The 25,400-nt window shown below is 70.1% G+C and carries 16 protein-coding genes; 9 read left to right on the top strand and 7 right to left on the bottom strand.

Translation table 11 applies throughout. The features are described from left to right. Positions 1-113 precede the first annotated feature (113 nt). A complete protein-coding gene (locus AC3IX6_RS36285) occupies positions 114-854 on the top strand; it encodes a hypothetical protein (protein ID WP_489367527.1) in 741 nt (246 codons plus the stop codon). Positions 855-875: 21 nt separating this feature from the next. On the opposite strand, the gene AC3IX6_RS36280 is transcribed toward AC3IX6_RS36285, so the two are convergent. Beyond that, positions 876-4,847, bottom strand: coding sequence for a tetratricopeptide repeat protein (locus AC3IX6_RS36280; RefSeq protein WP_489367526.1), 3,972 nt, complete (start codon positions 4,845-4,847; stop codon positions 876-878). Between the two features lie 206 nt (positions 4,848-5,053). Here AC3IX6_RS36280 and AC3IX6_RS36275 point away from each other — a divergent pair, with 206 nt between their 5' ends. Next, positions 5,054-5,236 (top strand): hypothetical protein, encoded by a 183-nt coding sequence (locus tag AC3IX6_RS36275; protein ID WP_489367525.1) that lies wholly within the window; start codon positions 5,054-5,056, stop codon positions 5,234-5,236. A gap of 45 nt (positions 5,237-5,281) precedes the next feature. Here the strand turns inward: AC3IX6_RS36275 and AC3IX6_RS36270 are convergent, their stop codons facing one another. The 3 genes from AC3IX6_RS36270 to AC3IX6_RS36260 all read right to left on the bottom strand — a co-directional run bounded on the left by AC3IX6_RS36270 (position 5,282) and on the right by AC3IX6_RS36260 (position 9,537). Beyond that, positions 5,282-7,579, bottom strand: a complete 2,298-nt coding sequence (locus AC3IX6_RS36270) for a M48 family metalloprotease (RefSeq protein ID WP_489367524.1) — start codon at positions 7,577-7,579, stop codon at positions 5,282-5,284. After that, on the bottom strand, positions 7,576-8,109 hold the full coding sequence (locus tag AC3IX6_RS36265; protein WP_489367523.1) for a hypothetical protein: 534 nt from the start codon (positions 8,107-8,109) through the stop codon (positions 7,576-7,578). The genes AC3IX6_RS36270 and AC3IX6_RS36265 overlap by 4 nt, the downstream gene beginning before the upstream one ends. Before the next feature lie 273 nt (positions 8,110-8,382). After that, positions 8,383-9,537, bottom strand: a complete 1,155-nt coding sequence (locus AC3IX6_RS36260) for a N(5)-(carboxyethyl)ornithine synthase (protein ID WP_489367522.1) — start codon at positions 9,535-9,537, stop codon at positions 8,383-8,385. A gap of 295 nt (positions 9,538-9,832) precedes the next feature. Here AC3IX6_RS36260 and AC3IX6_RS36255 point away from each other — a divergent pair, with 295 nt between their 5' ends. The 4 genes from AC3IX6_RS36255 to AC3IX6_RS36240 are packed head-to-tail and all read left to right on the top strand — an operon-like array spanning position 9,833 to position 15,908. Further along, positions 9,833-10,741 (top strand): hypothetical protein, encoded by a 909-nt coding sequence (locus AC3IX6_RS36255; protein WP_489367521.1) that lies wholly within the window; start codon positions 9,833-9,835, stop codon positions 10,739-10,741. 42 nt (positions 10,742-10,783) lie between these two features. Further along, positions 10,784-11,779, top strand: coding sequence for a serine/threonine-protein kinase (locus tag AC3IX6_RS36250; RefSeq protein ID WP_489367520.1), 996 nt, complete (start codon positions 10,784-10,786; stop codon positions 11,777-11,779). Positions 11,780-11,782: 3 nt separating this feature from the next. Beyond that, on the top strand, positions 11,783-12,838 hold the full coding sequence (locus tag AC3IX6_RS36245; protein ID WP_489367519.1) for a hypothetical protein: 1,056 nt from the start codon (positions 11,783-11,785) through the stop codon (positions 12,836-12,838). 13 nt (positions 12,839-12,851) lie between these two features. Beyond that, positions 12,852-15,908 carry a hypothetical protein gene (locus AC3IX6_RS36240; protein WP_489367518.1) on the top strand — a complete coding sequence of 1,019 codons (3,057 nt, stop codon included), beginning with the start codon at positions 12,852-12,854 and terminating at the stop codon, positions 15,906-15,908. A 128-nt stretch (positions 15,909-16,036) separates the two neighbouring features. Here the strand turns inward: AC3IX6_RS36240 and AC3IX6_RS36235 are convergent, their stop codons facing one another. Further along, positions 16,037-17,428, bottom strand: a complete 1,392-nt coding sequence (locus tag AC3IX6_RS36235; RefSeq protein WP_489367517.1) for a hypothetical protein — start codon at positions 17,426-17,428, stop codon at positions 16,037-16,039. Between the two features lie 24 nt (positions 17,429-17,452). After that, the gene (locus tag AC3IX6_RS36230) at positions 17,453-19,159 is read right to left on the bottom strand and encodes a thiamine pyrophosphate-binding protein (RefSeq protein WP_489367516.1); all 1,707 of its coding nucleotides are present in this window, start codon (positions 19,157-19,159) and stop codon (positions 17,453-17,455) included. Positions 19,160-19,572: 413 nt separating this feature from the next. On the opposite strand from AC3IX6_RS36230, the gene AC3IX6_RS36225 reads away from it, so the two are divergent. Beyond that, positions 19,573-22,434 (top strand): peroxidase family protein, encoded by a 2,862-nt coding sequence (locus AC3IX6_RS36225; protein ID WP_489367515.1) that lies wholly within the window; start codon positions 19,573-19,575, stop codon positions 22,432-22,434. 27 nt (positions 22,435-22,461) lie between these two features. On the opposite strand, the gene AC3IX6_RS36220 is transcribed toward AC3IX6_RS36225, so the two are convergent. Further along, on the bottom strand, positions 22,462-23,316 hold the full coding sequence (locus tag AC3IX6_RS36220) for a caspase family protein (protein WP_489367514.1): 855 nt from the start codon (positions 23,314-23,316) through the stop codon (positions 22,462-22,464). A gap of 192 nt (positions 23,317-23,508) precedes the next feature. Between AC3IX6_RS36220 and AC3IX6_RS36215 the strand changes: the two genes are divergently transcribed. Both AC3IX6_RS36215 and AC3IX6_RS36210 read left to right on the top strand, forming a co-directional pair. Continuing rightward, a complete protein-coding gene (locus tag AC3IX6_RS36215) occupies positions 23,509-24,399 on the top strand; it encodes a DNA/RNA non-specific endonuclease (protein WP_489367513.1) in 891 nt (296 codons plus the stop codon). 1 nt (position 24,400) lies between these two features. After that, positions 24,401-25,348: an alpha/beta fold hydrolase gene (locus AC3IX6_RS36210; RefSeq protein ID WP_489367512.1), complete on the top strand. Its 948-nt coding sequence runs from the start codon at positions 24,401-24,403 to the stop codon at positions 25,346-25,348. The last annotated feature ends 52 nt before the right edge of the window (positions 25,349-25,400 follow it).

The following is a 25,400-nucleotide window of genomic DNA, read 5'->3' as shown; positions in this document are numbered from 1 at the left end:
CCGGACCTACGCTGATCAGGTGACGTCCGTACCGGTCCGGAGACCATGACTACGGCCATGGCCGCAGCCACGGCGGATGCCGTCCGGAGGCGGCCGGAGGGAGGTGAGGCCGGATGTCCGTACCCCGGGCAGCCACGGCCCACTGCGCGGCCGCCGGAGCTGCCTGCTTGCTGATCCTCGCGGGCGCGGGAGCCGCCGGGGCCGATGACAACGGCATCGCCGACCAGAGCGCCCGGGCCATCGCGGACGCCTCTCGTCAGGCCATGTCCGGCGTCACGTCCATGCGCATGGTGGCCGAGGTGACCGACACGTCGGGCACCACCGCGCTGGACCTCCGGTTCGACGAGCGGGGCAACTGCGTCGGCACCGTCACGCCTCCCGGCGGTTCGGGCACGGCTGACATCGTCAAACGCGGCGACGACGTGTGGATGAAGCTCGACGACGCCCTCCTTCGGGCCCAGATACCGGGCGCGGCGGCCGAGGACGCGATCGCGCTCGTCAACGGCCGCTATCTGCACGGCACTACGCGCAGCGCCCTGCTGCGGAACTTCGCCGAACTGTGCGACCTGGACTCCTTCAAGAAGGAGCTCTCTTCGGAGCCGTCGAACGAACAGCTGGCCAAGGGACCGCGGACCGCCGTCGACGGCCGTCCGGCGATCACGGTCACGAGCCGGAACGAGGACGAGACGGGCACGTACCAGGTGTCCACCGAGGACGAGCCGTACCTCCTGCGGATCCAGGGCACCGAAGCACCCGGCAGGCGGGTCGAGGCATCCTTCTCCGCCTTCGACGAGCCCGTCCCGGCCGATCCCCCCGCACCCGCCGACTCGGTCGACGTCTCCCGGCTCCAGTAGTACGGACGTCTTCGGGGAGCGTCACTCACGAGCCGGGAACGACAACGACTCGACGTGCTCGATGCCACTGATGCCACTGATGCCGTGCAAGGCACGGGACAGCGCGTACAGCGACTCCGGAGCGACGGCACTCAGCACGACGACGACTGTGTCCCACCTGCTCAGACGTAGTGCCTCCGCGCAGAGGCGCCGGGCGGGGTGAGCCGAGCCCATGAGCGCGGCGATGCGCGTCAGGGCCTCGGCCTTCCCCTGAGGGTCGGTGATCCTGCGGGCGAAGGCGGTGGCTTGGCCGGCGAGGTCGACGGCCCGCTCCCGTTCACCCGCCTCCGCGAAGGCCTCGGCGATGACCGTCAGACTCTCCGCCCGCTCCTCGGCATCGGTGATGGTGTGGGCACTGGAGGCCGCTTGCCGGGCAAGGCCGAGCCCTTGCCGTAGGCCTCCTGCCGAAACGAGGGTCTTGGCGATGGCGGCCAGCGCGTGGATCTGCCAGTAGGTGTCGGCGATCGTCCCGGCGTGGACCAGCGCCCGCTCGGGCTCCCCGGCACGTGCGAGAGCGGCAGCGGCGTGGGCCGTGATGCGCGCCTGGTCGCGGGTACCCGTACGGGCGACGGCGATGGCCCACTCGGCTGCTCGAACGGCAGTGCGCGGCCGTCCCGCGGCCGCGAAGGCGGAGGCAACGCAGATCAGACTGTCTGCCTGCTCGCTGCCGGAGGTGATGGTGCGCGTGATCCTGGCTGCCTGACGGGCGAGGAAGAGGGCCTGCTCCGGGTTCCCCGCCTCGGCAACGGCCTCGGCGATCTCGGCCAGAGCCTGGGCCTGTTCCTCCGGGTCGATGAGGGTGCGTGCCAGGTCACAGACCTGGCGGGCGAGGGTGACGGCCTCCTCGCTCGCGCCCGCCTCGGCCAGGCATCCGATCGTGCGGATCAAGATCTCCATCGAGCCATCGAGGCTGCGGACGTCGCGGGCGAGGTCACGGGCGGTGTGACGAGCGAGGGCGAATGCCTGCTCGGTGTCCCCCGCTGCCGCCAGGGAGTCGGCGACCCAGAGCAGCCCCCACTGCGGCCAATCGGGATGAGCATGGGTGCGGGCGATGGCGCCGGCGAGGCGGGCGTGGACGAGTGCCTGTTCCGCGTCACCCGTGGAGGCGAAAGCTCTGCTGACAAGAGCCATCGCCTTGACTCCCGCGAAGGTGTCATAGGCGGTGCGTGCGAGGCTGGTGGCCTGATGGGCCAGCGCGAGGGCATCCTCCAAGCTGTCCGCCCGGGCCAAGGTGCTCCCGATCTCGGCGAGGGCATCAGACCGGAATTTGGGGTCGCTGATGGTATGGGCGACTTCGGCGGCTTCCCGGGCGACGGCAAGGGCCCGTCCTGCATGGCCGTCCCCGACGAAAGCGTTCCCCACCTCGGTCAGGCTCCGCACCCGCTCCGCGGGGTCATGGACGGTTCGGACGAGGGTGAGCGCTTGTTCGAGTTGTCCTTCGGCGATCAAGGCGTCGGCTATCCCCTGCATCGCCATGTCTCGCTGTCGCAGGACGGCAATGCTGCGGGCGAGCTTGATCCCGTCTTCCCGGGAATCGGCCGTGGCCATGGCCACGGCGATCTTGGCTGTCGCGTGGGCCCGGTGATCGAGGTCCGCCAGGCTTCCGGCGAGGGCGAGGGCCCGCTCCACGTCACCCGCCTTGGCCAGGGTTTCGGCAATGTCGGTCAGGACCCACGTCCGACGATCCGGACTGACGATGGTGCGGGCGACCTCGATGGCCTGCCGGGCGAGGGAAAGCGCCTGCTCCGCGTCGCCCGCCTCGACGAAGGTCTCACCGAGGTCACGAAAGTCCCATGCCCGATCCTCGGCGTCGGTGATGGTGCGGGCGACTTCGAGTGCCTGTCGAGCCAGGGCGAAGGCCCCGTCGGCGTCCCCTGCCCCGACCAGGCACCCGGCGACATCGCGGAGCGCTCGGATGCGTCCGTCCGGGTCGATGACCGTGCGGGCGACGGCGCCGGCTTGCCGCGCCACGGCGAGGGCCTCCTCGGTGTCACCCGTCTCGACGAGTGCGTCGGCGATCCACGCCAACGCAGCGGCCTGGTACTCGAGGTCCGTCATCGTCCGGACGATTTCCAGGGCATGCGGAATCCTTCCCATGTCGGCGAGCGTCTCCGCGAGGCCTGCCAGCGCTCCTTCCCGGTCCCGTTCCTCGTGCATGGTGTGTCTGATGCCGGCGGCGTCCTGGATCAGGCTGCCGATCTGTTGATCACTGAGTCCACGTGCGCCCTCGACGACCGGCGCCGCCATGATCGCGTACAGGTCCGTCAGCTGCCGGTCCGGATCGGCGAGCGACCGGGCCAGGTTCACGGCCCGCTCGAAGTGGCCCAGGCTCGCCCACAGTACGAGCAGTTGACGGCTGAAGTTGCCGTTGCGGTCGTGGAGGGCATCACGGTGTACGGCCAGGGCGAGCATCGCGTCGAGGTCCACCGTCTCCTGGGTGAGGAGCAGGTCCTGGGCGGCGGCGATCTGGGTGAGGGCCTCCAGATCTCCTCCTGAGAGGTCCAACAGCCGTTCCTGGCGGGCCGGATCGAGTGCGAGTCCGACCAGTCGGGCCACCTCGCCCGTCTCGCGCAACAGCTGGTTGTAGCCACGGAGCAGGAACTCCGGCGTACCTGCCGGCCAGCCGCGGTCCCGGTACCGGTCGGCCCACGCGTGCAGCCGTCCGCGGTAGTCGTCCAGTTCGCCGTGCAGGCTGCGCACGGCGAACTGCTGGAGTTCCTCGTGGCCGAGCAGGTACAGCTCCGGTCCGGTGATCCACTGGTGCTCGCTCGTCCGGAACGTGCGGCCCGACACCGACCGGAGGTGCCGCTCGACCGTCCAGGATCCGCATCCGGTGAGCTCGCCCAGGTCAGCCGCGCTGAGGCCACCGCCCGCAGCGGTCAGGAAGCCCAGCAGGTCCCGTTCCACCCCGTTGGCCGCGAGCAGCCGGTCCAACTCGTCCAGCATGTCCCGCCGCACCGCCGTCGCCGACGGGTACACCGACAGCACGTGAGAGGTGCCGGGCCGCAGCAGCGGATGGTGCTCGGGGACGTCGTCGGGGACCGGCGGATGGGGACGCCCCGCCACCACGACCCGCATCCCGGCGGGCGGCTCGGCGGGAAGGAGCGCCGCGATGCTGTGGCTGCCCGGCCCCACCACGACGCCCCGGTCCTCGTCCAGGCCGTCCACGAGCAGCAGCAGCCGTTCCCCGCGTTCCGCGCACAGCAGTGCGGCACGGTCAAGAGCGTGCAGCAGTTGTTCGTCGCGCGTGTACTCGGTGACGGGCGGCTCCTCCTCGCCGAGGATTTCGTACAGCTGTCGCTGTACGACCTCGCAGAACGCCAGCCGGTCGTACTGGCTCGACAGCCGCCCGGTGATGAAGAACGCCACCACGCGCACATCGGGGGGAGGGTTCAGCGTGAACCAGGCCATCAACGCGGTCTTCCCGGCCCAGGCCGGTGCCAGCCATCGAAAGTAGCCGGGACCTTCGGCCGCCGTGCCGAACGCGGCCATCACCGCCAGTTCCGCCTCCCGCCCGATCAGGTCCGGGGATCCGAGCCGGCGGACCTGGTTCAGGTAGCCGGACCGTCCCAGCCGGCCAACGGCCGGAGCGGCGGACATGTCCCCCGCGGCGGTGTGAGCGCGGTCGAACTCCTCCACGATCCGGACGAGGTCCGCGTGCGCACGCTTCCATTCGTCGAGGTCCGCCCGCACCGCGCTGAGAGGCGCCCCGGTCGCCGCGGCGTACCGCCGGCAGGAGGTGACGAACGCCTCGACCTTCTCCCAGCCCGGCACCCGTCGGCTCCCGCCACGTCCCACCAGCAGCTCGCTGACCACGCGCCGGTCGATGGACTTGCGCGAGAACTCCTCCATCTGCGGACCGGACGGGCTGCCGGCATCGATCCGCAGCTCCTTCATCCGGACGGCGAACCGCCGCAGCGTTTCCTGCGCCTGCGGACTGTCTCCCGCTGCCACCCGCGTACCACCCCTGATCCGACGCGCTGCCGCGCCCGTCCGCCGGACGGGCCGCCATGGCAGGCCGTTCCCCAGCCCGGCCTGGGCCGGATCCGCAAGCGTCCGCATCCGTCCGCGGATCCCCTACCGGCCCTTCCGCGCCACCAAGGTAGTGCCCAGGCCGGCCGGCTGACCCGAACTCACGACAACGTCCGCTGGAGGACTCCGTGTCCCGCTCCCCCAGGCGCACGCAGCGCGCCCACCCCGCACCCCAGCAGCCTCCGGCCGCGGCCGGAGGCACACCCCCCGCCCACCCCCTTGCCGACGCGGTGGTGCGCGGATCCGCCGGCGGCGCCGCGCGTGCGGTCGTCACCTGGCTTCTCGAACGCCTGGGCGGCCCCCAGCACTGAATGCCCTCGTCCCCGCGGTGACAGCTCGTACGCGAACAGGGCTGTTCATCGCTCGGGATGGCAGGGGTCGACGTGGTGCGGCTCCAGTCGACCCGTGCGGTCGAGTCGGAGCAGCACGGTCCTGAGCTCGGGGAACGCAGCGGGGTCGCTGAGTTCGAAGCGGTACGTGGCCTCGCGGAAACTTTCAGGGGTCAGCTCGGGGCCGAGGGGACTGGTCGGCCGCATGCGCCGGTACCTCTCCACGCCCTCGGCCGGACCGACGTACCGCGGCGTGCCGTCGACAGCGAATCGTCCGAGTTCGCCGTCGACGGCCTTCAGGTCCGCTTCGACGGTTCGGAGCCAATCCGGGAACTCGAGCCTCCTGTCCCGGCTGCCCAGCTCGACGAACACCTTCCCGTCCCACGGGGAGTACGGGGAGCAATAGAGGACCGCCGCCGCGTCCTGGCTGCGCCAGGCCCCCGCCGTGGTCACCGTCGCGAGCACCAGGCCCATCACCAGGACCGTCCTGCGCAGCCGGCCCGGTCCGCCCGCTCCTCGTGGCCCCAGCACCGCGACCGCGAAGGCGGCGAGCGCGAAGGCAAGGATCCATGCCCGGCCGTCCCCGAGGGCTCCGAGGGCGCCGAGCATGTTCCGTACGCGCTCGTTGTCCTCCTCGATGATGCGGACGGATTCCTTCGCGGCGGCCGTGCAGGTCACGAGCAGGACGAGGGTCCATGCCCCGAGCACCGTCGCACCACCGGTCCGCACCACGCGCCGGATCCGGTCCGTGAGGTGTGCGGGGGCGGCGAGGAATACGAGCCGCAGTGCGAGCAGCGGAGCCGCGGTCACGAGCGCGCAGAACACCAGGACTTCGAAGCCGCCCAGCATCAGCAGGGCGAAGGAGCCGGCACCCACGACGGCCGCCCCCGCCGTCGGCAGGAGCAGGTGCGCGACACCGGGAGCGCCGGGTGCACGGGCAGTTGCGGACGCCGCACGGGCTACGGCCCACGGCCAGCAGGTCAGCAGCGAACAGCAGGCGAGAAGGGAGATCAGGGGCAGGGGGGCAAGGGGAATCCGCGCGGAGTCCGCCCCGTACGGGGTGAGCTCCGTGCCCAGCAGCACTCCCAGGGCGAGGAGACCCGCATGGCGCAGAGGCCGCGGCGATCGTCCGGCCGCCTCGCTGTTCCAGGTGTGCCTCCACATGCCGAGCGCGGCGAAGACGCCCAAGGGCGCCCCGGCGAGTGCGGCCGTCGCGAGGACGATCCCGTCCTCGGCCGGCCCGTAGCGGTACCAGACCGACAGCGCGTGGGGCACGGTGGCCAGCAATGCGCCCACGAGGAACCCGGCGAGGAGTGCGTACCCGGGGCTGAACCGCAGCAGCGGAGCCGGGTCGCGGATCAGGGACGCGCGCTGCTCGGAGGGGCGGTGGGGCGAAAAGAGGTGGGGCCGCCGGCCGACCGGACGGTTGCCGGGCCGTCTGTGGCGCGGGCCGGTCCGTTCGCCGTCGTACAGGGTCCAGGCGAGGTCTTCCGCGCCGTTCTCCCCGTACTGGGCCGCGCGTTGATCCGCGTAGTCCTCCCGGGCGCGGTAGAACTCCAGCACCATCAACTCGACCGCCAGCGCGAAGAGCGTAGCGGCGACGGCGGCGACGATCAGTTCCCGGCGTCCGTCGAGGATCCCGAAGACGAGACTCACCGGTACCACGGCCAGCACTTGCGCGCCGTTGGCCCACCGGACGCCGGTGGCCAGGTTGTGCAAGGGGATGTCCCGGTTCCGCAGGTGGGCCAGTTCGTGCCGGATGATCGCGTCGAAGCTGTGGGCGAAGTGTGTTTCCTTCTTGCTTCCCAGGGCCAGGATCACCGGCCCCAGGGCGAGATAGGGGCGCATGCCGAAGAGGTCCGTCCCGGATGCCATCGCGTAGGGACGCATGCCGAACCGGTTCGTTCCGGGGCCCGTGCTGCGGCTCTTGGCCCTGCGGTTCTCCTTGAGGAGCGTCGGAGCCCGCCGTATCCCCATCTCCTGCGACAGTGCGCCGATGCGCGCGACGATGGCGGGGAACACGTCCGGGTCGAGCGGGGTGCACCCCCGGCGCCGCAGCCGGTCGCGGAAGGCGAAGGTGCCGACGGAGAGGTAGACGACCCACTGGGCGGACAGGACCGGATGGGCGAGGCCCCGGACACCGGAGTGCGGGTAGGAGCCGAGCGCCGATGCCAACAGGTTCCCCGCGTACACCGTGGCTGCCATCAGCAGGAGCAGGAGCCGCGTGTTGAGGGGGAAGGCGAACAGGTCGAACGCGGCGGAACGCCGCGGTCGATCCGCCAGGTCACGGTGCGCCGCACTGCCCCGGACCCTGCCCAGGATCACCCGGTCTCGCCCTGACCGTCCAGGAACTCCTCGATGGCGTCGGCGAGACGAGCGGCCTGCTCCTCGTCCAGACCCACCTCGCGGCTGAGCCGGACGATGCCGGCGCGACGCGCGACGCCCGGCTCGACGGTCCCGGGTTCCGGGGCCTCCTGCACGGCAGGGTCCTCTCCCCGTTCCTGCCGGCCGAAGAGGCGGCGCACCCCTTTCACGGCACTGTCCGTACGGCGCTCCGTCGCGCCGCTCAGCTGCTGCTTGACGCCGTCCAGTACGCCGTCGCACAGTGCGACGACCACGTAGACGACGGCGGGACCGACGACCCCCCAGATTTCGGGAGCGTCGATCTCGCCGGGCTTGGCACGCCGCCGGCGCCTCCGTCCGCCGAGGTGTTCGCGGGCCTCCTCGACGTACCCGGCTATTCCCTGCTCAAAGGCCGGCACCTCTTCCGGTGCGACCTTTCCCAGCGCCGCGAGAGCAAGGCGCTCGACGTCGATGCCCTGACCGCGATCGGATTTCCGCAGGTCCTCGCTCATGAAGCCCCCACCCTCCGTACCCCTCGGCCACCTCATGGCGGCCCAGCCCACCCAGCAGGATCAGTTGGGTCCGTACCCCTCCGCCCCCTCGCAGAACCCCGTCCGCGATCAGCACGGTGCCCCGCCCTCGCACCCGCTGACACGGAGGCGTTCCGGGCCCGCGGGTCCCGATGGCTTGTGCATACGGCGACGCCGAGGGATCCGCCCAGGGCGCGGCCGTCGCCCGCGCCTCGATCAGTGAACCGGATCAGTGAACCGATCCGCCCGGCCGGTTCAGAGCAGCGCGTGCGGGAACTGTTCGGCGCGGTGCTGGAAGGCCACGACCGCGGGATTCTGGATGGTGCCGCCGCGGATCTCGATCGCTCGGCGGATCGTACCGTTGCCGTCCCAGCCGGCCGGCCCTTCGAGGACCGACCGCAGGAACGGGATCAGCGCCTCGCTGTTCTCCCAGGTAGCCGCATCCCACAGGTAGGAGGGGCTGTGGTCCACGGCGTAGTAGTGGACGTGGTCGCCGACGGTGAACATCGGCGCGTTGAAGGTGGTGGGCCGAGCCCACGCGAAACCCATGCCCTCGTCGCAGGAGACGTCGATGACGAGGGTGCCGGACGCGAGCTTCGGCAGGTCCTCCTCTATCAGGAACATCAGCGGCGCCGCGGTGTCCTGGAGCACGCAGTTGACGATGATGTCGTGTCCGGCGAGGAAGTCGGCCAGCGGCTCCGGACCGTTCTCGGTGACCACGATGCTGCGCCGCGGGTCGAGGGTGTCGTCGGCCACGTCGTGATCGAAGTGCACGATCCGCGCGGAGTGGATCGGTGAGCTGACGGCGGCGATGCCGCGGGCAGTCAGTACGTCCACATCGTGCACGCCCAGCGCGCTGAGCGCGGTAACCGCACCGCGTGCGGTGGCGCCGAAACCGATCACCACCGCACGCCGCCGACGCCCGTAGTCACCGGTCGCCCCGGTCAGCTGCATGGCATGCAGCACCGACGAGTAGCCGGCCAGCTCGTTGTTCTTGTGGAAAACGTGCAGACTAAATCCACCGTCCCGGGTCCAGTGGTTCATCGCCTCGAAAGCGATCACCGTGAGCCTGCGGTCGATGGCGGCCTGCGTGACCCTTTCGTCCTGTACGCAGTGCGGCCACCCCCACAGCACTTGCCCGTCCCGCAGGTCGGCCAGATCTTCGTGCAGTGGTTTGGCCAGGAGGATGACGTCACACTCTGCGATCAGCTCTTCACGTGAGCGGAAACCGGCGACCCACGGTGCAAGCTGCCGGTCCGGGACACCGAAGTGCTCTCCATAACCGGTCTGCAGATAAATACTGGACTGAAGATCCGCATCGATGTTTTCGAAGTGCGCTGGGTGGATCGGCAGTCGGTGCTCGTTCTCTTTACGGGACTGCGACATGATTCCGAGCTTGAGCTGCTGCAAAATGCCCCTTTGATTAGTTCATGTTTAACACACCCCGGAGCATGGGCGACCTTGTCGGACATCGTGCGGCCACACCCTCACCCTCGGGACTGCCTGCCGCCGCAACGAGATGCGGTGCGGCCATGGGCGGCGCACGATGAACGAGGACGTCTGTGCACGAGCGTGGAACGAGCTCGGTTGCGGCGGCCGTGCGGCGCCGTGGGGGCCGGCTGCGCGCACGTGCGTCCTCCTTCAGATTCGCGCGCGTGGGCGCAGGGGAATCCCGGCGCCCACGTGCGAGGAAGTCGAGAGAATCATGAAGAAATACCTGGTGGCCGCACTGGCCACCGCAACATCCGCGACGGCCGTCCTGCTGGCCGGCCCGGTGACATCCGCGTCCGCCGCTTCGCCGTACTGCAACGAGACGACGCCGAGCACCTCGATCCTGTTCTACAAGGCCGGCAGCGGCGAAGCAGGCACCGGCACCCTCTCCGCCGGCCGTTGGCAGTACAAGTCGGCGTTCAACCTCCCGGCCGGCTACACGCACGCCGCGGCGAGCCGCGACTCCCTGGTGCTGTACGACAAGAACACCGGCGCCGGGGAGGTGGGCACCTTCACGGGCGGGAGGTATTCCCGCACCCAGACCTTCGACAACTTCTCCACGGGCTGGACCTTCGTCGAAGCGTCCGGCGACTCCGTGATCTTCTACAACGGGAACACCGGCCACGGCGTCACAGGCACCCTCAAGAACGGCGTCTACCGGCAGGTGCGCGTGTACGACAACTTCAGCAAGGGCTGGGGGACCATGGCGGCATCGTGCGACACGTTGGTCTCGGCGGCCAGGCACGGGTCGGTCGACTTCCCTTGGAGCAACGTGGGCTACGGAACCCTCGCGGGCGGCGTCTACACGGACACGGGCAGCATTCCGAGAGACGATTTCCTGGGGGAACTGACCGCGACCAAGGATTCCGTGCTGTCTTGGGCGAGGGCCGGTGGCGAACTCGAGTTCCGGGTGTCCAAGGCGACCGACGGCTCCGGCATCGACTTCCGCAAGATAGGCACCTCCGGCATCTGGGACAAGGTGGGCCGGACCTCGGACAGCCTGTTCTTCTACAAGAACGACGGCACCGCTTGGACCTCGACGCTCGTCAACGGCACCTACGCCAACGTCGGCCCGCTCGCCCAGGTCTCCTCGGGCTGGACCCTCATCGAGGGTGGTGTGTGACCACCAGGACTCGGCAAGCGGCGTGAAGGCGGTGGCTGATCGATGGAGGCACCCCGAGGTTTCCCGGAAGGCACGGAGATCGCGGGCTACCGGCTGGAGCGCGAGATCGGCCGTGGGGCCATGTCCGTCGTCTACCGCGCCAAGGACCTGCGCCTGGACCGTACGGTCGCGCTCAAGCTGCTCGCCCCCGAGCTCCACCGTGACGACGCCTTCCGACGCAGCTTCGCTCACGAGTCGCGGAGTGCCGCGTCGATCGGCCACCCGAACATCCTGCCGATCTTCGAAGTCGGTGAGACCGACGGCGTCCTGTACCTCGCCATGCGCTACGTCCCCGGGCCGGACCTGCGGACCCTGCTGGACCTGGAGGGCCCGCTCCCCGTTCCGACCGCGCTGAGCATCGCCGCTCAAGTGGCATCCGCACTCGACGCGGCCCATGCGAACGGTCTGCTGCATCGGGATGTCAAGCCCGGCCACATCCTGGTCGCCGCCGGCGCCGACGGCGAGCACGTCTACCTCACGGACTTCGGTGTGCCGAAGATGTCGCTGTCGCTCGCCGGCGTCACCAGCGCGGGCGCGTTCGCCGGCTCGGTCGACTACATGGCACCGGAGCTGATCTCCGGGGGCCCCGTCGACGGCAGGTGCGACCTCTACAGCCTCGCCTGTGTCGTCTACGAAACCCTCGCCGGCGGGCCGCCGTTCGAGCGCGACAGCGACATGGCGCTGCTGTGGGCACACATGCACGATCCGCCCCCAGCCCTCTCCGAGAGGCGTCCGGAGATCGCGCCCGGTGTCGATGCCGTGATGGCCAAGGCGCTGGCCAAGCGTCCTGAGGATCGTTACGCCTCGTGCCTGGAGTTCGTTGCCGAGTTGCGCCCTGCCGAGTTGCGCTCCGCCGAGATTCGCTCGCCCGAGCAGCCCCGTGCCGCACCGATGCCCTACCTGCCTCCGCCCCCCGGCGCGGCCCCGCCCCCGCCTGACGGGTCAGCCGAGAGCACACCGCCCGGACCACCCTTCGACGACGATGACGACGAGTGGTGACCCATGGGTGACATCGCCAAAACCGCTCTGGGTGGAGCTTGGACCCTGCTGGTGGGATGGCTCCTGCCGACGGCGTTGAACGTGTGCCTCTTCGTCGTGGCCGTCTGGCCGAGCCTGGGGCGCGGCTGGTCCGCGAAGTTGTGGTCCGCGGGTGTCACGCCGCTGTCCGTCGGAGTGCTGAGCGTCTCGGTACTCCTCGGGCTGGCCCTCAGCGCCCTGCAGAACCCTCTCTACCGCGTGCTCGAGGGGTACGCCCTCTGGCCGAGCGCGTTCGCCGCGTACGGGTGCGCTCGGCGGCGGCAGGCCAAGCAGGACCTGCAGGACCGGATCACGCTGATGCGGCTGGAGCGCGAGGAGCGGGAGAACCGGCTGGCAGCGGAGGACCTCGTCCGGTTGACCGCCCTGCGCGCCCACCCGCGGATCGCGCGGGCTGCCCGCAAGGACCGGCGGCGCACCGCCGTACAGCGAGCGCTGCTCCGCGAACGACTCGCCCGCTACCCCGTCGCCCCCGAGCAGTTGGCACCGACGAAGCTGGGGAATGCGATCCGGCGCCTTGAGGAGTACGGCTACGACCGATTCCGCCTCGACACCCAGGTGATGTGGAACGAACTGACCGGGAATGCGCCGGAACAGGTCCGCCGGCAGGTCGATCTCGCACGCGCGAACGTCGACTTCTTCGTTGCCCTCGTCTTCGGTCACTGCGCCGTCGTCCTGTGTGCGGCGGCAGCCCTGACCACCGCTCGCCCCGATGTGCCGCTGCTGCTCATGGCCGTGGTCCTGCCGGGCGTCCTGATTCCGGTGTGGTACCGCGCGGCCGTTTCGGCAACCGACGAGTGGGCTGCGGCCGTGCGAGCACTCGTGAACTCGGGACGCAAACCGCTCGCCGAATCCCTCGGCCTCCTCCTTCCGGGAGAGCTGGCCGGCGAGCGCCGGATGTGGGCCCTGGTCTCCAAGATGTCGCGGTTGCCGTACCACGAACGTGCCGCGGAACTCGACTCCTTCCGGGCAAAACCGCCCGATAACACCGGCACAAATGACGTCCGGCCGGGATACGGTTGACTACTCTGCGTACATGCCGAATGCTCCGGCGCAGTCGAGGCTGCGTAAGGTTCCGGGCTGGGCGGTGGGGCTGTGTCTGTTCGGGCTCGCTGCCGGTCTCTGCATGATCATCTGGTACGCGGTGGATCTCCCGTTCCTCGACAAGCCCCCGGGGAACGCCGAAGTGCTCCTGCAGTTCGCGGCGACGGCCGAAGAGGCCCGCGCCATCGTGAACGGCGTCGAAGGCGCGGACGGCAGGAACGACGGGGACGGCGGCAAGCTGTTCCAGGACGGCCTCGTGCTCGACTGGCGCATGTTCATTCCCGGGTACGCGGCGGCCCTTGCCGGGGCCTTCGGGCTCGGGCACCTCTTCCTTTACCGGGAGTCCGCGCGACTGTGGGCCCGGCGCGCCCTCGCCCTCACCCCCGTGCCGGTGGTCGCGGACTGCGTGGAGAACATCTTCCTCTGGCGGGCCCTGAACCGGCTCGCCGCCGACCCGGTACCGGACCTGACGTGGGCGGCCTGTTTCGCCCAGGCGAAATGGGCGCTCGTCGTCCCGCTGGTGGCAGCGGCCATCCTGATCGTCGTCATCCTCTACTGCCGCCGGGTCCTGGGCCCCTCCGTCGTCCGGAGTGCGCGGGAGGACCGTCCCCGTCCCGTCGTGGCCCGCGCCCACAGGCTCGTGGACGGCACGGAGAGCCAGTGGAGCGATCCGGACGTGATCCTCCCGCCCGCGGCGCCCCACGACTGGGAGGCCCGGCCCAGCTGGACCGCCCCCGACCCGGGACAACCACGCCGGGCCGAGGCCCCGAGCCCGAAGGACAGCGCGGTGACCCGCTGGCGTACCCGCGCGTACCAGCCGCCCGGTCGCCAGCCCGCGGAGGTCGGCTTCTGCGTCTCCGGCGGCGGCATCCGGTCGGCCTCGGTCACCCTCGGTGCGTTGCAGGCACTGCGCGGGCAACTGCTCGAGGCGAGGTATCTGGTCTCGGTGTCCGGCGGCGGGTACACCGCCGGGGCCTTCCAACTGGCCCTGACCGATGCCCGGCTCCGGGCCCCGGACGGAAGCCCGTCGGTGCGGCCCGGTCTCGCGGAGCCCGCGGACGTGTTCGCGCCCGGCAGCCCGGAGGAGGACCACATCCGCCGGCACGCGAAGTACCTGGCGGACGCGCCCAAGGAGAAGCTGAACGCCGCGGGGGCGGTGTTGCGGGGGATGGCCGTCTCCTTCGGCATGCTGGCGCTGGTCTTCGCCGTGGCGGGCCAGTTCCTGCACCGGTTCTACTCGAACGTTCCGCTGACCGATCTCCGCTCCCTCGGGGCGGGAGCGGGGGTGTTCGTCGCGTCCCTCGATCTCCACCCGAACGCCTGGCGCCCCGTCCTCGTCCTGTTCGGGCTGGCCGGCCTGGTGTCCGTCGGGTACGCCTTCGCGCGGGCCGGCAGCGACACGTCCCGGCCCGCATGGCTGCGCAGCACGGTGAACACGCTCACCGGCCTCGCGCTGGCGGTCGCCGCGTACTCGATCGTCATTCCTTCGGTGATCTGGTTCTTCGCCTCTCTGGCCCACAAGGCCGACAAAGGGGGGTACTGGGACGACAGCGGGTCGGGAGTGGCCCTGCTCGGCGCGATCACCGCGGCGGCGACCGCCATGGGTACGTGGTTCATCGCGGTCCACAAAACGGTGAAGAGGCTGAGGCCGGACGGTGAGCAGGCAGGTCCGTTCGCCAGGGGCGGCACCTCCCTCGTCACGCAGGTCGGCACGAGCTGGGTGAAAGCCGTGGTGTGCTGGCTGGTGCTGCTCCTGGTCGCGTTCTTCGGCCTCGCCCTCATGTCCTGGGCCGCCGTCTACGCGGGCAGCTGGCACCCGGGGTGGCAGTGGGGCGTGCCGATCGCCCTCGTCGTGCTGACGCTCGTGATCGACCAGACCACCTTCAGCCTGCACCCCTTCTACCGACAGCGGTTGGCCGGCGCCTTCGCCGTGCGCCGCGCGGTGCTGAAGGACGGCTCGGTCGGCGCCCTGCCGTACGACTACAACAACGAGCCGACCCTGCTGAACCCCTACGCCCAGCGGGTGGAGGGCTTCCCCCAGGTCATCTTCGCCGCCTCCGCGGCCGTCTCGCTGCGCAACCGCACCGCGCCCGGCCGGCCCGCCGTCCCCTTCACCTTCGCCTCCGACTACTGCGGCGGACCCGACACGGGGTGGGTCCGCACCGGCACCCTGCAGAAGACGGCCCCGCCGCTGATCGGGCGCGACCTGACCGTACAGTCCGCCGTCGCCGTGTCCGGAGCGGCCTTCGCCTCCGCGATGGGCACCCAGACGATGTTCATGGAGCGGCTGCTCGCGCTGTCCAACGTGCGGCTCGGCACCTGGGTGCCCAACCCCCTGTACCTCGCGGAACTGGCGACGTACGGGCCCGACCGGATCATGCCGCGGCTGCCGCGGGTACGGCGGCTGCGGTACCAACTCCAGGAGCTGGTGGGCCGGTACTCGGACACCACTCCCCTACTGCTGTGCACCGACGGCGGGCACTTCGACAATCTCGGTCTGGTCGAAATGCTGCGGCTGCGCTGCCGGACCGTCTATGTCATCGACGCCTCGGGCGACTCGCCGCCGCTGGCGACCACGCTCGCGCAGGCGATCACGCTCGCCTACGAGGACCTCGGAGTGACGATCACCTTCGACGACGAGGGGCAGAGTCTGCTGAACCTGGTTCCCGGCAGCGCGAAACCGCTCGCGCCCGAAGTGCCGATGGCCTCCCTGAACGGCCGGTTCTCCGCCACCTGCGTGGTGCGCGGCACGATCGAGTACCCGGAACCCGTCCAGTTCTCGCCCGATGCACCGGCCGACACCAAGGGGACGATCATCTACGTCAAGGCCGGCCTGACCCCCGACATGCCGTACGAGCTGCTCAGTTACGCCCTCCGGGAGAAGGCGTTCCCCCGCCAGGCCACCTTCGACCAGTGGTTCGACCACGCCCAGTTCGACGCCTACCGGGCGCTCGGACACCATCTCGGCACCAAGGCCGCGGAGGTGGGCCGTGCCCATGAGAAGAGGTGCGGTGCCAAGCGTCGCGGATCCGGAGGTACTCGGCGGTAGCGGCTGGAGCCGCCGAAGGTCCGCGCGTGGCGGAGCCGACCGGCGGAGCGCACCATGGCAGCACCGAAACCTGGTCGCCGAGACTGCCGGTGGCCATCTGTGTACGGTTCGACTGAGGTGGGGGCCCGTCACCCTGCCCCGTGCCAGTACTCGTCGTGAGTGCGGTGGGCCTCGGTCAGGCCGTCGCGGAAGTACCGCTCGTAGTAGGCGTTCTCCAGGTGATGGGCCTGCAGCCACACGCCCGGTACGTGGATCGTGTCGCAGTGGGCGGGAAACCGCCCGTGCGTCTCGTAGATGTAGGTGCAGATGTCCCGCGTGCAGGCGATGACGTCGGCGGAGTAGTCGCTGGCCTCGTGCAGGTACTTCCTTCCGAAGTCCCCCCGGTAGATGCGCGCGAACAGTCCCTCGTCGGAGTAGATGCCGGTCGGCCCGAACTTGCCCGCCACGACGGCGTCGACCGCCTCGCCCATGGTTGCGTAGTTGGGCGGACACATCGCCTTGATGAGATGTTCGCCGTTGTGGCGCAGGCCCACGGCGGTCGCCCTCAGGTCTGCGTAGCGCGGCAGCGGCACCTGCCAGCGCAGGAGGTCCGCCGGCCTCCACCGCGGGACGGTCCAGTCGAAATCGAGCATGGGACCGTAGGCGGGACGGAACTTCGGGTCTCCCAGCATGATCGACGGGGCGATCGAGGCGTGGATCCAGGCTCCGAGACCCATGGCGTCGGCGGTGAGCATGAGGTTCTGGAGCAGCAGGTCGGCCTCGATCTGCGTCCGCATGGCCCAGATGAAGCCCAGGGGCAGCTTGATGTCCTCGTTGAGGAACCCCGACTTCACCCATTTCCGGACGCCCGCCGAGCGGTAGAGGTTCCGGTCGTCGACGATCGCCGGCCGTGCCCCCTCGGGCTGGGTCAGCAGGTACATCAGCCCGTTGATGTACTGCCGTGACAGGTCCACCACGGGGAAGAGGAGGGTGGTGCCCGGGAGGTTCGACAGGAACCGGTTCGAGTCGAGGTAGGCGGGGAAGTCCCGGCCTCCTTCCGGTACGTCGATGCGGTGGTCGAGGAGCCGAACCTTCGCCTCGGCGGCGCGGGAGCAGAGGGTCTCCGCGTCGAACGCCGTCGCCCCGCCGTCGGATGCGGGGGGCAGGTTGCGCAGGAAGTAGGTGCCGCTGTCGTTGATCAGGAAGAAGTGCGTGCCCTGGGCGTTGTCGGGGCTGCCCGCGGTCCGGCCGGCCATGTTGAGGTTCGGCTTGGCCATGATGGGCTTGCCGTCGCGGGGATCTGCGAAAGGACGGTCCGGCATGGTGAGGCCGGAGCAGCCCGTGATGGCGATGAGGACGGCCTCTTCGAGCTCTGTCAGCGGGGCTCGTGGCGCGGTGGAGGCCCAGCTCATCGAACCGGCCTCGACCGAGCTGCCGCGGCTGACCCGGTGGGTGCGGCGACGCCAGATCGACTGGAGCAGAGGGCGGTTCACGAGGGCCTCGAACCCGGCGCGGCTGTGGGTGTTCATCGGGTCGTTCATGGCGCTGTCCCTTCCCGGACGCCGTCAGCCGCGCAAGCGTGCCTCGATGGTCTCGACGAGGCCGGCGATGACTCCGTCGGGCGAGGGGCTGTAGTGGGGGACGGCCCATCGCGTGATCCGGGCGTCGATCAGGGAGGGCCGGCCGGAGGCGAGCGCTGCGCGGAACGCCTTCTCGAACTCCTCCAGCGTCTCGACGCGGTAGCCGTCGGCGCCGCACGCCCGCGCGTACGCGGCGAAGTCGGGGTTCTGGAACTCGACGAGCCCCGTCTCCCCGTACGTGACGAGCTGGAACAGTTTGATCAGCTTGAATTCCTGGTCGTCGAAGACGATCCAGATGACGGGGATGTCGTTCTCGACGGCGGTCATCAGCTCGAAACCCGACAAGGAGTAGCACCCGTCGCCGCACCCGACGACGACGGTGCGTTCCGGGTGCGCGACCTTCATTCCGATGGCGCCGTTGACATGGCCGGCCATCGGCCCGAAGGAGCCGACCTTGCGAAAGTTCTGCCCCTCCTCCAGCTCGACGTAGTAGCCGAGCCAGGCGAGGTGCGCTCCCGCGTCGGCGAGCAGAACACCTCGTGGGGGCAGCATCCTGCCGATCGTCTGGGCCAGCTCCCCCGGGTGGATCTTCCCGGTCAGGTGCGTGATGTGACGGGCTTCGTAGTCGCGGCCGTCGACGTCGACCGGCGGGACCTCGCCGACCCGTTCGTCCAGCGCCTCGTGAAGTGCGGCGAGCCCGAGGCGCGCGTCGGAGAGCAGCGCGTGGTCGGGCCGGTAGGCCTTGTGGAACTCGGCCTCGGAGATGTTCACATGGACGAGCACCTTGTTCTCGAAGAGGTCTTCGCGGTAGTTGAACGTGGCGTGCTGGTTCAGGGAGTTGCCGACGCACAGCACGACATCGGCCTCGCGAAACGCCTTCCACGCACTGGCGTGCCCGCTGTCCGCGAAGACACCCACCGAGAGCGGGTGTCCCTCGGAGACGATGCCCTTGCCGTCCAGCGTGGTGAGCAGGGGAATCTGGAACCGTTCGATGAAGCGCCGGACCTCCGCTCCCGCTCCGCTGCGGATCGCGCCGAACCCGACGAGGGCCACGATGCGCTTGTGCCGTGTGAGGGCGTCGGCCAGCACCGCGGCGATCTCCGCCACCCGGGCCGGATCCGGGACGACCGGGGCCACGTCGAGCCGGATGTGCCGGAAGTTCGTCACCTCGACGCCGCGGTGGGTGAGGTCCTCGGGAACGTGGATGTGCACCGGCCCGGGCCTTCCCTCGAAGGCGACGTTGACGGCTTCCTCGAGCACGTCGCACGTGGCGTCGGCGTCGGCGAGCAGGAAGGACTTCTTCGTCGTGGCGGCGAACATGGCCCGGGAGTCGGGCGTCCGGTTCAGGCCCGAGGTTTCGTTGAGGGAGCCCCATCCCTCCCATTCCCTGGAGGCGTATCCCGAGACGGCCAGGACGGGGTAGGAGTCGGACATCGCGACGGCCAGACCGGAGAACAGGTTGAACGCACCGGGACCTGCCGTGGCGAAACAGAAGCCCAATTCGTTCGTGTACATCGCGTGGCCGCACGCCATGAAGGACGCGGCCTGCTCGTGCCGTGTGATGACCGGCCGGATCTGCTGCGAATGCTTCAGCGCCAGCATCAGGCCGGCGGCGTTCTCTCCGGCACCGCCGAAAGCGGCCCGGACTCCGACCTCTTCCAGGCCCTTGACTATGGCTTCGTAAACCCTCATCGCCGTTCCCTCGTCCACTCCCCCGCATTCTGACGGAGACGCCCCGAGCGTCCCCGTCAGAATGCGGGAATGACGCCTCGGGCGAGGAGCTGTGGTGGCCGTAGCGGCCCACTGATGGCGGGAAGAAGCGCTCGCACGCGCCGGACAGCATGCCGTGCGGCCTTCCTGAACCAGTCTGCCAGTACTCGACGCATCCCGCTCCCGCACCTGGAGTGGGCCGTACGGGCGGGCCGTACGGGCGGATGCCACCCGTCTGCGTTGTTCCGCGCGACGCGGCCGCACCACTGAGTCAGGGTTGCCGTGTGTAACCCAGGTGCCCGCGGACCAGTCCCCCGGGCAGCCGTGCAGCGTCACCTCGTCGTCCGCCGGCCTTGCGTCCGGAGAGCGGGGTGCGCCTTGGCGAAGAGGCACACATGGCCGAGACCAGCCAGTACGAGCAGTACATGGGCGGCAACCCCGAGGCGGAACGGCTCGTCTTCGAGCGGCTCGCCCGCGAGCTCATGCGGGTCCAGCTCAAGTCGATGAGGCGCAGCGGCGCCTCCGGCCTCGCGCGGACGTTCCACGCCAAGGCCGTTCTCGGCGCGGAGAACGCGCGTCTGGCCTTCGTCGGCGACCTGCCCCCCGACCTGCGGTCCGGCTTCGCCCAACCGGGTGCCGAGTACCCCGTCACCGTGCGGCTCTCCAATGCGAACGGCGCCCGCCAGCCGGACCACGCCCCCGATATGCGCGGAGCGGCCTTGCGCATCACGGCCGGAGCCGGCGAAGCGCACGACCTGCTGATGACGAGCCATCCGGTCTCGCACGCGCGCGACGCGGTGGAGTTCGTCGAATTCGCGAAGGCCATGGCGGGCGCCGACTCGACGCCGCGGAAGGCCGTCGCGCTGTTCGTCACCCTGCCGCTCGCGGTCGGCTGGTCCACGGCCGCGCGCATGCGCCGCAACGTGCGGGCGGGTACGAGCCGCCCCGTGAGCAGCCTGGCGCTGGAGACGTACTGGAGCCGGGGCGCCATCCTGTGGGGTGACGCGGGGCCGGTGCGCTATCAGCTGCGCCCGGCACACGATGCCCCGTCGGCCCCCGCACCCTCCGGCAGTGACCCCGATTTCCTGCAGCACGAACTCGGTCGGCGGCTGAAGGAGGCCGATGTCGTCTTCGAGTTGTACGTCCAGCGCTACGTGGATGCCCGCCGGACGCCCATCGAAGACGGCGCGGCCGAGTGGAAGGAGGCCGATACGCCTCTCGTGCGGGTGGCAACGCTGACCGTCCCGTGCCATGACATCAGCTCGGCCGAGGCACGCGCCGCAGCCGCACGGGTCGACGAGCTCGCCTTCAACCCGTGGAACACGACGGAGGATTTCCGGCCCCTCGGAAACCTCAACCGTGCGCGCAAGGTCGCCTACGAAGCCAGCAGCTCCCACCGCCTGGGCCACCGGTTCGCCAACGTCGAGCCGCGGCGCAACACCGTGCTGGGCGTGCCGTTGCGCGCCGCCTTCCGCGGCCTCAACCGGTTCGTCCCCTGGCACCGGCTGCCCACGAGCCTCGGTCTGCTGAACCTCCTGGCCTTCCGGCAGAAGCTGCGCCAGGACAATCTGCTCGACACCGAGCTCCACGAGGCGCCGCCCAGAGCCCGGCCCGTACCCGATCCCATCGACGAGGACATGCGGCTCGCACGGAGCTACGACGGCACCTACAACGACCTGTCCGCTCCGAAGATGGGCGCTGTCGGGTCCGCCTTCGGCCGCAACCTCGTGCCCGTCCACCAGCCGGAACTGTTCGACGTACCGAACCCGGTCACCGTCAGCCGCGAGCTGCTGCACCGCGACGTCTTCATTCCGGCACGCTCGCTCAACGTCCTGGCCGCCGCCTGGATCCAGTTCCAGGTGCACGACTGGGTCAACCACAAGCGCTACCCCACCGGCACGAAGAGCGTAGAGGTGCCGCTCCCTCCCGGTGTCACGTGGCGGAACACTCCGGGCGGACGTCCCGAGGACGTCATGCGCTTCGCCGAGAACGAGGGGCTGTACCCGGCCGACGGCAAGGGCCCGCCGACGCAGTTCGCCAACGCGGCGTCCCAGTGGTGGGACGGCTCCGAGATCTACGGCGGCAACGAGGACACCGGAAGGTCGCTGCGCGAGCCGGGGGGCGGTGCCTCACTGAGCCTGGAGGACGGCCACCTGCCGGCCGGGCCGGACGGCCTCCCTCTCACGGGGTTCGCCGAGAGCTGGTGGTACGGCCTCAGCGCCATGCAGACCCTCTTCGCCCGCGAGCACAACGCCGTGTGCGCGGCACTGCGGCAGGAGTACCCGGCCTTGAGCGAGGACCGTGTCTACCACACGGCGCGACTGGTCGTCTCGGCTCTCATCGCGAAGATCCACACCGTGGAGTGGACTCCCGCGATCCTCGCCACCGAAGTGATCGACGTCGGCCTGAAGACCAACTGGCAGGGACCGCCGAAGAAGTGGCTCGAACAACTGGGACTGTGGCTCTTCGAGGCGCATTCGCTGACCGGCATCCCCGAGACCCTGCCGGACCACCACGCCGCTCCGTACTCGCTCACCGAGGACTTCGTCACCGTCTACCGCATGCACCCGCTGCTCCCCGACGACTTCGAGATCGTGGACCACCGGCTCGGCCGGCGTCTGGACACCCTCGGCTTCAACGACGTGCAGGGCCCCGCCGCGGAGGCGCTCATCCGCAAGACCGGTCTGGCCAACTCGCTGTACTCGCTGGGCATCGCTCATCCCGGCGCGATCACGCTGAACAACTACCCGCACGCCCTGCGGTCGTTCGAGCGGGACGGCGAGGTCATCGACCTGTCCGTGGTCGATCTGGTACGCACCCGGCGTCGCGGTGTACCGCGCTACAACGACTTCCGGGCCGGTCTGCACAAGCCGCGCGTGCGGCGGTTCGAGGACGTGTCGAGCGATGCGGAGACCGTCGCACGCCTGAAGGAGGTCTACCGCGATGTCGATCACATCGACACCATGGTCGGTCTCTTCGCCGAGAACCCGCCTCACGGCTTCGGCTTCAGCGACACCGCCTTCCGCGTCTTCATCCTGATGGCGACCCGCCGACTGCAGAGCGACCGGTTCCTCACGGTCGACTTCAGGCCCGAGGTGTACACCCCTCTGGGCATCGACTGGATCGAGCGCAATGGCATGAGCAGTGTGGTGGCGCGGCACTGCCCCGAGTTGGCGGGCCTCCTGCCCCGCACGGCCAGTGCCTTCGCGCCCTGGCGCCTGGCCACGGCGAAGGGGACCGGAGACGGTCGCGGCTGAGGGGCCCGCTCGTTCGGGCTGCCCGTGTCAGATGGTGAACGGCTTCTGCTTGAGGAATCCGTCCGACGGGCTGCCCGTCGTGTAGAAGTTCGGGCTCTGGTTGGCGGGCATGCGCTTTTGGATGTCGCGGTGGAAGGTGCGGTAGTCGCCCAGGAAGGCTCCCTTCCCCCACACCTCGAGAAGGTTCGCGGTGAACAGTCCGTTGACGTCTCCGTCGGACGCCACCTGATTGTCCTGGCAGGCGGCGATGAGTACGGCGCCGGGCGCCGGGCGGCCGCCGTCGGCGTCCTTGAGTTCGCGCTGGAGGCCCTCGTAGAAGGACCGGTCCCGGGCGAAGATCTCCTGCTGCTTGAGCAGCGGCATCAGCCGGGACGCCGCCTCCACCTGCTCCGGGTCACGGGTCTGGAACTGCGACTGCAGCGCCTCCGGGGTGAGCAGCCCCTGGAGGGACTCGATGGCGCTGCCGCTGTGACAGCAGTCCAGCAGGGCGAAGATCCTGACCCCCTCCTCGAACCGCCGGAACTCCCGGTACAGCTCGTCATCGAGGAACTGGCGGTCGAAGAACACCAGCGTCTCGTCCAGCCGGTCGGGCTCGTCGTCCGATCCGGCGACGTTGTCCATCTGGCCGCCGTGGCCCGAGTAGGTGAAGAGCAGGATGTCCCCGCTCTTGAGCCGTCCGGCCGCCTTGCGCAGTTCCCCGGTGATGTTCTCCACGGTGCCGTCGCCGGTCAGGATCACGGTGTCGCCGAACCCGCCGGCGCGGGCGACCGACGCCATGTCGCGGGCGTCGTTCTCGCAGGCTAGGAGCTTGCCGTCCCAGCCGTCGTACGCCGCGGGATCGACCTTGTTCAGACCGACGTGGATGGACAGGCCAGTGGGCACGGGTACTCCTCGGGAGCGTGGCGGGGGCAGGGGGGTCGACAGCATGGGTTCCGCGGCGGCCGCCGCCTGAACCGGGGTCTCGGGGACGCCCCCCGATCGGGCCTGTCCAGGGGAGCCGGCCGGAGGGCCGCTGTTCGGGTGGCCCGTCGCATCGCACCGTAAATGATCACTTGCGCGCGGTATTGCTATCTTATGAACGCAATTGACACGCCACCGGACCGGGCTGCGGACGCCACGGCGCGGCAGGGCTCCCTCGCCGATCGCACCGGCTACGACGAGTCCTTCCTCGGTACCGTCGTCCCGCTCCCCGTCCCGGCCGCGGGCGGGATCGGGACCGTGGTCCTGCCCTACACCCACTTCACCGTCGTCCTGCGCCCGGACCGCAGGCTGGCCGCCTCCACCGCCGTCTGCATCGACGGCGAGCTCCTCGTGGAGGACGTACCCCGCGACGACAACTGGGGATTCGACCCCCGCGTGCCCGAGTCCCAGCAGGCCGGCAACGACATCTACCGCGACAACTCCCTGGACCGGGGGCACCTGGTCCGCCGCCTGGACCCGGTCTGGGGTGCCGCGGCCGAGGCCGACCGCGCGAACGTCGACACCTTCTACTTCACCAACGCGGCCCCGCAGCAGGACGTCTTCAACCAGGGCAAGGCGCTGTGGCAGGGGCTGGAGAACCATCTGCTGGACCACGCGGCCCAGTTCGACCGCAAGCTGTCCGTCTTCACCGGTCCCGTACTGCACGACTCCGACCCGCCCTACCGGGGCATCCAGGTGCCGCTACGGTTCTGGAAGGTGGCCGCCTTCATCCAGAACGGCGAACTGGCCTCGACCGGGTACATCCTCGACCAGAGCCCGGACCTCAGCCGGGACCGTGAGCGGGCGATGGCGGGCGCCAGGCCCGGCGATCCGCCACCGCTCGGCGCGTTCCGCACCTTCCAGGTGCCCGTCACCGACATCGTCGAGCTCACCGACCTCGACTTCGGACCGCTGCCGGCCGCCGACCTCATGCCCGTCACCCGCGCACCCGCGGAGCGCTGGAAGCGGCTGGAGAGCTACGACGACGTGGTCCTGGACGGCTGAGATGGACGACGCCACCGTCGTCTACGTCCACGGGAACGGGAACAAGGTCCGCAAGGAACTGCTCAAGGCCCAGTGGGACGGGGCGCTGTTCGGCAGGGACATGGGTGCGGCGTCGCGGATGGCCTACTGGGCGCCGGTCCGGTACGGCACTCCCCTGCCCGACGACGAGCCCGACCCGCTGGCCGGCGGCCCGCCGCCCGCCCCGGAACTCCCGGACCCGGGGGTGCCGCGGACTCCGGAGGAGTTCGTCGAGCAGACGCTGCGCGAGGCGCGCCGGGCGGCAGGTCCGGCGCTCGGGAGTCGGTCGGCGCAGGCCGGGGAGGAGCAACTGGCCCACTGGCTGGCGAAGATGGCCTACTCGGCCGAGACCCTCGGGCGGACCGAGGACGCGGCGCCCGCACCGGCCCCGCCGGACCTGGCCGAGGCGCTGCCGCTGCCCCTCTTCATGCGCGCGCCCGTCTTCGAGCTGCTCGTGAAGCTCACCTTCGAGGACGTGTTCGCGTACTTCTTCGGCGGCCTCGGCGAGGCGATGCGCGAGGTCGTCCGGGGCGAGCTGGCCGGCGTGGGCGACGGGCCGCTCGCCGTGCTGGGGCACAGCCTCGGCTCGGTCATCGCCTACGAGGTGCTCCGCGAGGAGCGACGGGACGTCACGCTGCTCGTCAGCGTGGGGTCCCCCCTCGGCATCACCGAGGTCCAGGACCGGCTCGCGCTCCCGACGGCGGTCCCGGCGGGTGTGGCGGCCTGGTCCAACGTCTCGGACCTGCGGGACCTGGTGGCGCTCGACCACTGGCTGCGGCCCGAGTACGATCCACCCGCCCTCATCACTGACCACCTGGTCAGGAACGACAGCGGCAACCACCACGGCATCGCCGAGTACCTGCGCAGCGCGCCCGTCCAGCAGGAGCTGCGCACCCTGTTCGGCCGCGTTGCGAGCGACCGGGGCGAGTGAAACCATGGCAGGTATCAGGCAGTCCGTCTTTCCGCGCCGCTACGGCGGCTGT

Source organism: Streptomyces sp. GL_141 (assembly GCF_057834385.1).
The sequence above is the reverse complement of the archived record's forward strand: the minus strand, read 5'-3'. Positions and strand labels throughout refer to the sequence as shown.

Bases quoted from the DNA above. Each gene is read 5' to 3' on its own strand.
- AC3IX6_RS36225 (WP_489367515.1), top strand. From the start codon at position 19,573: ATGGCCGAGACCAGCCAGTACGAGCAGTACATGGGCGGCAACCCCGAG.
- AC3IX6_RS36240 (WP_489367518.1), top strand. From the start codon at position 12,852: ATGCCGAATGCTCCGGCGCAGTCGAGGCTGCGTAAGGTTCCGGGCTGG.
- AC3IX6_RS36210 (WP_489367512.1), top strand. From the start codon at position 24,401: ATGGACGACGCCACCGTCGTCTACGTCCACGGGAACGGGAACAAGGTC.
- AC3IX6_RS36285 (WP_489367527.1), top strand. From the start codon at position 114: ATGTCCGTACCCCGGGCAGCCACGGCCCACTGCGCGGCCGCCGGAGCT.
- AC3IX6_RS36245 (WP_489367519.1), top strand. From the start codon at position 11,783: ATGGGTGACATCGCCAAAACCGCTCTGGGTGGAGCTTGGACCCTGCTG.
- AC3IX6_RS36265 (WP_489367523.1), bottom strand. From the start codon at position 8,109: ATGAGCGAGGACCTGCGGAAATCCGATCGCGGTCAGGGCATCGACGTC.
- AC3IX6_RS36215 (WP_489367513.1), top strand. From the start codon at position 23,509: ATGAACGCAATTGACACGCCACCGGACCGGGCTGCGGACGCCACGGCG.
- AC3IX6_RS36230 (WP_489367516.1), bottom strand. From the start codon at position 19,159: ATGAGGGTTTACGAAGCCATAGTCAAGGGCCTGGAAGAGGTCGGAGTC.
- AC3IX6_RS36235 (WP_489367517.1), bottom strand. From the start codon at position 17,428: ATGAACGACCCGATGAACACCCACAGCCGCGCCGGGTTCGAGGCCCTC.
- AC3IX6_RS36255 (WP_489367521.1), top strand. From the start codon at position 9,833: ATGAAGAAATACCTGGTGGCCGCACTGGCCACCGCAACATCCGCGACG.
- AC3IX6_RS36250 (WP_489367520.1), top strand. From the start codon at position 10,784: ATGGAGGCACCCCGAGGTTTCCCGGAAGGCACGGAGATCGCGGGCTAC.